This window comes from Coprococcus intestinalis, from assembly GCF_023656595.1.
Taxonomy (GTDB): Bacteria; Bacillota; Clostridia; order Lachnospirales; family Lachnospiraceae; genus Coprococcus_A; species Coprococcus_A intestinihominis.
Window position 1 is genome coordinate 117,231 of record NZ_JAMOKJ010000009.1, and the last position, 7,696, is coordinate 124,926.

General features: G+C 41.9%; 7 protein-coding genes. All 7 read right to left on the minus strand.

The features are described 5' to 3' along the window. Window positions 1-11: 11 nt before the first annotated feature. The 7 genes from NBH03_RS08435 to NBH03_RS08465 all read right to left on the minus strand — a co-directional run bounded on the left by NBH03_RS08435 (window position 12) and on the right by NBH03_RS08465 (window position 7,267). The gene (locus NBH03_RS08435; protein ID WP_015512846.1) at window positions 12-1,469 is read right to left on the minus strand and encodes an aminotransferase class I/II-fold pyridoxal phosphate-dependent enzyme; all 1,458 of its coding nucleotides are present in this window, start codon (window positions 1,467-1,469) and stop codon (window positions 12-14) included. Window positions 1,470-1,957: 488 nt separating this feature from the next. After that, window positions 1,958-2,953 (minus strand): helix-turn-helix transcriptional regulator, encoded by a 996-nt coding sequence (locus NBH03_RS08440; RefSeq protein WP_250799130.1) that lies wholly within the window; start codon window positions 2,951-2,953, stop codon window positions 1,958-1,960. A gap of 65 nt (window positions 2,954-3,018) precedes the next feature. After that, window positions 3,019-3,855: an AIM24 family protein gene (locus NBH03_RS08445; RefSeq protein WP_117526848.1), complete on the minus strand. Its 837-nt coding sequence runs from the start codon at window positions 3,853-3,855 to the stop codon at window positions 3,019-3,021. Window positions 3,856-3,936: 81 nt separating this feature from the next. Beyond that, window positions 3,937-4,266 (minus strand): helix-turn-helix domain-containing protein, encoded by a 330-nt coding sequence (locus NBH03_RS08450; RefSeq protein ID WP_117541407.1) that lies wholly within the window; start codon window positions 4,264-4,266, stop codon window positions 3,937-3,939. A gap of 40 nt (window positions 4,267-4,306) precedes the next feature. After that, a complete protein-coding gene (gene sfsA / locus NBH03_RS08455; RefSeq protein WP_250799111.1) occupies window positions 4,307-5,017 on the minus strand; it encodes a DNA/RNA nuclease SfsA in 711 nt (236 codons plus the stop codon). Window positions 5,018-5,075: 58 nt separating this feature from the next. Further along, a complete protein-coding gene (locus NBH03_RS08460; RefSeq protein WP_250799115.1) occupies window positions 5,076-6,662 on the minus strand; it encodes an AAA family ATPase in 1,587 nt (528 codons plus the stop codon). Further along, window positions 6,662-7,267, minus strand: coding sequence for a DUF1294 domain-containing protein (locus tag NBH03_RS08465; protein ID WP_250799118.1), 606 nt, complete (start codon window positions 7,265-7,267; stop codon window positions 6,662-6,664). Before NBH03_RS08465 ends, NBH03_RS08460 begins: the two co-directional genes overlap by 1 nt. Window positions 7,268-7,696: the final 429 nt, after the last annotated feature.

The following is a 7,696-nucleotide window of genomic DNA, read 5'->3' on the forward strand; positions in this document are numbered from 1 at the left end:
CCCTCCTTCTATCAATATTTTCCTGTCAATACAAACAGTGATTCCACTGCCGGATCCTGCATGCCCTGCATGGAACAGCCTTTTTCTTTTGCATAGATAATATAATCAATAATCTCCCGGGTAATCATTTCCCCCGGCGCCAGAATCGGAATTCCCGGCGGATAGCACATAACAAACTCACTGCAGATCATTCCTTCTGTTTCACGGATCGGCACGGATTTCTTCTCGCCGTAAAAAGCGGTTTGCGGTGATACGCAAACTGTCGGCTTGATATACTCCGCATTTGGCATCTGCTCAGGATTCTTCGCATAAAGGCGCTTGATGTCCGCTAAAGCCCCCACCAGCCGCTCAATGTCCTGTATTCTGTCACCAATCGAGATATACGCCAGAATATTGGCAATGTCACCCAATTCAATCTGGATATCATATTCATCTCGTAAAAGATCATAGACTTCAATACCGGCCAGTCCAATATCTCTTGTATACACTGACAGTTTCGTCACATCAAAATCATAAATGCTGCCGCCATTAATCATATCCTTGCCATAGGCATAAAATCCACCGATGGAATTAATCTCTTCTCTGGCATATTCTGCCATACGGCTTACTTTCTCAAAAGATTCCTTTCCCCGGAGAGCCAGATTTCTCCTGGAAATATCAAGGCTTGAAATCAGCAAATAGGAAGCACTGGTGGTCTGAGTCAGATTGATAATCTGACTGACATACTCCCAATTAACATTCTTTCCTGTCAGCAGCAAAGAACTCTGCGTCAGGCTGCCGCCGGATTTATGCATGGAAACAGATGCCATATCCGCTCCGGCGTCCATGGCACAGACCGGCAGATTCTCTCCAAAATATAAATGCGTACCGTGGGCCTCATCCACCAATACAAGCATCTTATGTGCATGAGCCACTTGAACAATTGTACGCAAATCCGAGCAAATCCCGTAATAAGTCGGATTGTTCACCAGTACTGCGACAGCTTCCGGATTCTCTTTGATTGCTTTCTCTACTTCAGCGACCTGCATTCCAAGGGATATTCCCAACTTATTATCCACTTCCGGATTCACATAAACCGGAATCGCACCACATAACACCAGAGCATTGATCACACTCTTATGCACATTTCTGGGCAAAATAATTTTGTCGCCGGCCTTGCAACAGGAAAGTACCATGCTTTGCACAGAAGATGTTGTTCCGCCAACCATAAAAAAAGCATGGGCTGCACGAAAAGCCTCTGCTGCAAGTTCTTCTGCTTCCTTGATCACTGATACCGGATGACAGAGATTATCCAACGGCTTCATGGAATTGACGTCCAGGCTGACACATTTCTCTCCCAGAAGTTCCACCAATTCCGGATTTCCTCTTCCTCTTTTATGTCCCGGCACATCAAAAGGGACTACTCTTCTTCGCTTTAAGCGCTCCAATGCTTCATACACCGGCGCATGCATCTGTTTATTTCTGTTCATTTCATCACTCCATAACACAAAAAAAGACAGGCAAAACTCACCTGTCTTTCATGTCTTATTCATATTCTTAGTGCTATATGCTATACCCTGTCTATTCACTCTCATATCTACGAAAAATATTTCCAGAGCCTATCGTTGGTACTCCTACCAGCAAATATTTGCTAATCCTACGTTTTATTGACCATTTCACAAGTGATGTTTGATTCTGAGCCTTCTTCTCAGACAAAAGACTTATAAAATTTAGCTTTTAACTAAATCAATAATGCGGTCTCTCACCGCAATCGGCAGCTGCCCCGCCTGTCCGTATGGGCTTAACCAAATAATTGGTGGGCAAATATTTGCATGAAAACAATCTTCGCTTCATGTTGTGTATAGTATAACATGAAGATTTTCAAATGACAAGACGCAATATTACATTTTTAACTGTACAATATTACATTTTTTACTGTGCTTGCTGCTTTATTATTGTGTTATAGCATACTGCATTATTATTTTATATCATACTGTCCTATCAGGCGCTGTGTCTCAGCCTTCATCTGATCAACCACAGCTTCCGGTCCCAAAATCCTGACACTTTCACCCAGTGAAAATACCCAGCCCAGAAACTGCCTGCTGACACGGACATCCACACTGACGTTGAAATGATCCTCATCCACAGGAATCATCATAACATCTTTGCCGAAGCGGTCGATGATAACGCCTGCCAGGCCATTGCTCACCTGCAGCTTCACCGTTTCCTCTTCACCACCGAACATGCCGAAACTTTTTCTGGCATAATCAGCCATATCCAGTTTCTTAAAATGTTCTCTGCCCTCCCGGTTCTCATTGGAAAGCGCGATCCTCAGCATCTTGTCAACCCTGAAATGCTTGATCAGACCTGCCTCAGAATCAAATCCCACCAGATAATAATTCTCATCATCCCAGGATAATCCCCAGGGACTGATATGATACCAGGCCCCGCCATGACGCAGTTGGGGTTCCTTCTTCACATTCCACTGAAAATACTGAAACCGAATCTTCTTGTTCTCCGAAATCGCATTATGAATGGCATCCACGGTATAGTAAATACTCTCATTCATGGCCTTGATTCTTCCGGATACATAGACCTGACGCTGCAATTTCTGGGCATCATACTCACTGACCATTGTTTCCAGCTTCTTGATCAGGCTGTTAGATTTCTTCTCCGTGATGAACTTGGAAGACTGAATGGCATCCACCAGAAGTTTAAGTTCCGGCAATTCAAAGGGTCTGTTGACCACATGATAGCGATAACGATTGCCATCCTGTTCCCCTTCCACCTCTATGCCCAGTATCTCCAAATCCCTCAGGTCATTGTAAAGACTCTTTCTGTCTGCCGTAATATCATACTCTGCAAGGGCCTCCTTGATCTCCGGCATGGTGATATAATGCTCTTCATCCGTTTTCTTCATCATAATCTGCGCAAGTCTGTATAACTTGAACTTCTGGTTCGTTCCCTTTGGCATATGTAGTTTCTCCCATCTTCTGCTGATCATAGGTAATCGCCGCCCTGCAAACGCACACTGTCTGCTTATTTGCCAAATGTGTTACTATTCTTGGCTGCTGCCTTTGCACTCATGGTATTCGCTGCCTCAAAAAGTGATGATGTCGGTGCAACCGGACACATCAGGACCCTGCCTGTTCCTCTGTAAACATTCACAAGGCCTTCGCCGCTGACAGCCGAGCCAACCAGCGTCTTTGTTGTTCTCTCCACTGTAAAATCAAGATTCGATGACCAGCAGACTGCCAGATTGCCGTCGATTTTCAGCTCATCGTTTTCCAGAACAACTTCGATCAACTCTTCCTCCGGCACATTGCTCTCAAGTGCAGCCACACCATCTCCCTGAAGACTGAGATTAAACAGGCCTTCACCGCCGAGAACTGCGGATGAGATATTCTTTCTTGCAACCACTTTATTCTTCACATTGGCATCACAAGCAAGAAACATGCCGTCCTCTATGGTCATGCCTGTTGCACCCCATTTTGCCATATCCACCAGAATAATATACTTATACGTCGGTTCCAGCACCAGACAGCCTTCTCCCACATATTCAGGCTTCACGGCTGTTTCCTTTGTCACGGCCCCTTTGATGGCCTTTCCGAACAAATCGCCGATTCCCTTGACGCCGGACGTTGCCTCAACATGACCGCCCATCCACTGCATTGCTCCTGCCTGGATAATGGCTGAATGATTCTTGTCAATATCAATGACAACCTGTCTTCTTCTCACATTCATCTTGCTCATAAAATATTCATTCATGGCATTCATCGGTGATACACTGGCATCCTGCATATACTCCAGCACATGAAAATTGCCGATGGATTTGATAAATTTTCTGTTGTCATTCTGTAAATTTTCAATTCGCATAAAAAAATCCCCCTTACTGCGGCCTACTGCTTTTCTTCATTCACGACCGCTCTATGGTTCTATTATAATCTAAAGACGCCGTCAGTAAAACCCTTTTAGCAGCGAAATAACATATGCTAATTCACCGGATTCACTGACGGCGTCCTCTATGGTCTCAAAAAGTGCTGACATAACAATATCCCCGTCAACGACGAGGATATCTTCGATACTGGCATGCAGTAATCGGCTTAATATAAGGAAATTGTCGAGACTCGGCAAAGACTTGCCGGATATCCATTTGTAAATAGCCTGAGGATTCTCAAATCCCATAGCCCCCTGGACATCTCTGACGGTGTAGCCGTTCTTCATCATCAGCTTCCGAATCTGTGCACCGGTCTCTTCCTGTTGGATTGATAAATATATTGGCTGCATATGTATACCTCCTCATTCATCTCCATCCCAAAACACGCTTCTATTGTATCACTACGTGAGGATAAAGTCTATCCTGAACCGAGTAATATTTTCGTTTTCTGCCCTTGATTTGTATATTGTCCGCTGTTATCTCACACGGCAGATACCACACCTCCACACCGGCCGCCATCGCTTCTGATAATGCCTGTCCAAATGCCGGATGCGTTGTCATGTTCGGCCGTACAACCGTCACCCCAGGCATGGCGATCACGAAGGCCAGTATACAATGATACCCCTGTTTCACGGCATGCATCAGTTCATGCAAATGCCGGACTGCCCGTTCGCTGGGTGCATCCGGGAAATATCCGATGCCGTCAATTTCCAGTGTACATCCCTTGACTTCCATCAGATATTTCTCATCCTTCTTCTCCATATAAAAATCCAGGCGGGAATCACCGTATTTATATTCCGGCTTAATAAAAGTGTAATCTCTCCCTGCCAGCCACTCACCAACGACTTTATTCGGGGCCTGACTGTCAATATTCACCCACCCCAAAGATTCTTTATACACACTGATCAAATCATATTTTGTTTTTCTATTCGGATTATCTGAACAAGTCAGCGTTACTCTGGCTCCGGGAAATAGCAGTTCCTTCATACGCCCCGTGTTTTTCACATGAACCGTTTCCTGTACTCCCCCAATCAGCACTTCCGCTGTAAAACGATTATTGCGGCCAACGAATTCGCCTTCCGTTACATTTGTATATTTCATAAGTTACATTCCCATATTCATCACATAAAACAATACAACAATTTGTATCCTTTTTAAATCAAATGTGCATCTTTTCTATCATACACTCATGTTTTTTATTCTCCTTATTATAATTAATTCCTACAAGCAAAATTGCCCCTGTATAATTTTTAATAGCATTTGGATACTTCTTGTCCTTTATCTGCTGTAAAGCACTCTTGGCACTCTTATTCCACTTCAATTCTACAATAAGTGCCGGATAATCATTCTTATATTCCGGTTTGGGAATAAATACAAAATCTGCAAATCCTCTGCCCGTAGGCAATTCTCTCACTGGCTTAAAATAATATTGCATTGCACTGAGATAAGCAACTGCCAATACACTGCTGAGCGAATTTTCATTATTATATTGAATCGCTGAAACATACTCTTCATGTATCTTTTCTATCTGTTCAGCAACTGATGTTCCATCCATATCTAAAGTTGCGTCCAATAACCGTTCCGATTCCCGCTGAAAAACCATCAACTCATTCCATTGTTTTCTTCTTGTTGCCCGAAGCAGCTCCTGCCGTATTTCTTCATTCGGTACAAATGCCATTTTGGAGTCCGCAGAATATGCCAAATACCCCATGTGAATCAAGTATGTGAGGACATCGTCTTTATTTACAATATTCGATATGTCATTTTGAAATGAGGCAACATCCACATCAACCGATGCCCCCGACAACATTTCAATAATAGATGTCTTTAATCCATCAAAATCCATATTGATCAATGGTACAATTGAATCATATGAAGCGGTTGCTGACCAGTAGCTTTGAAAATTTCCATCGATCATCGTATTTACGACTGCATTAGGATTATAAACCTGATATGCCCCCAACTGATAGCCATCATACCAACGTTTCACTTCCGTAAAGTCTTTATTGTACACTTTGCAAAGTTCTTTTACTTCATTTTCTGTAAAACCAATATAAGAAGCCAACGGTCCTGCATTCAACATTGAATACTCACGAAAATTATTCAGTGCAGATTGTGTTCGTTCCTTCTTAATTGGCAAAATACCTGTAAGATATGCCAACTGAATATACTTTGTTGGCTCTATTCCTTTAAACATACTTCTAAGAAACCGAATATAGTCATCCTGTATTTTCTTATTCGCTGCTTCATCTCGAATCAACACATCCCATTCATCAATAATAATGACAAATTTCTGCCCTGTTTTATTTCTTACACGTGAAAGAGCATCCGGTAAGGATAACACCTCTGAAGGCAAAATATCAGGATAAACATCTTTCAACTCATCCAATACTATTTTTGTAATATACCCAACAACTTTATCCTTATCGTCGCAATTCGTCAAAAACCACTGAATATCAATATGGATAACATCATACTTATTCAGATGCCTTTTAAAATCTGGTGTTTTGCCTATATCCAGTTTTGAAAACATCTCTTCTGATGATGCACCTTTACTATAATACGCTGCAAGCATATTTGCAGCATATGATTTTCCAAACCGACGTGGACGGCTGTTGCAAATATATGCATCTGTCGAATCCAATATATTATTCATACATGCAATCAATCCCGTTTTGTCTACATAAATTCTGGAATTCAGTGCTGCCTGAAAGGCACTGTTATCCGGATTAACAAATCTTCCCATTATGACACCTCCCCAAAAAATATTCCCATATTCATCACATAAAACAATACAACAACCTGCATCAGCAAAATCAACGGCACCCCAACTGTAAAATAAGCTTTCTTCGTCTTATGGCGAAATCCATACATGCCAATCAGCGCACCTACCGAACCACCGATAAATGCCAATCCCAGCAATGTCACAATTCGCACTCTCTGCCTATTGGACTTCGCATTCATCTTATCCACACCAAATACAATGATTGTCAGTATATTCACTACCGCTAGATAGATCAGCAAAATTCTATGCTGCATCAAATAATCCCAGAAATCAATATGAATCTGATCCCCATGATAGCCTTTCACTATCAGCAATAGAATAGCCTGAATAACCAACATGCAAAGTGTAAACACCCTTGACATCATATTCTCTTTGACTGCTTTTCTGTCAAAAAGAATAATCATGAGCAAAATTCCTGCCGAACCGCCAAGTAAGACTATGAACATGCAGAGCTTCTCAAACCAGTCTCTTGTCTGATGCTTATAGACTAAAACCTTGATACCGTAAATCACCAAAGCAATGATATTGATGATAAGTAAGTATCGGTCAAATATATTCAAATTCATCAATATAATACCTCGTTTTGTCAATGGGCTGAGAATTTTACCTTGTACTTGTTATCCATAATAAATTTATAATATACATTCCCGTTAAGTTTATATCCGTCCTCAATAGTGTATTCATGTCAAGCTACGCGTGATAATAACGATTCCTCTTTTTTAGAGAAACCTTGTAACTTTATTATTATAATTTAATTGTACGTACAAAACAACCCTCTGTCACGTAAACTAATTTTCAGCAATTTGTGCGCTTTTTAATTGCCATCTCTCTATGACTATTCATCCAAAAATCCCATATACTCATCAAACAAAGTGACATGCTCCCACCACTTAAATCACAGATTTTGAAGTGGGGGCTTCTTGCTCAATGGCTCTACTGAGCCAAGTATCTACAAGCTATCCTCGCGTGCCCCGCGATTCATTTTTCCCCAGTTA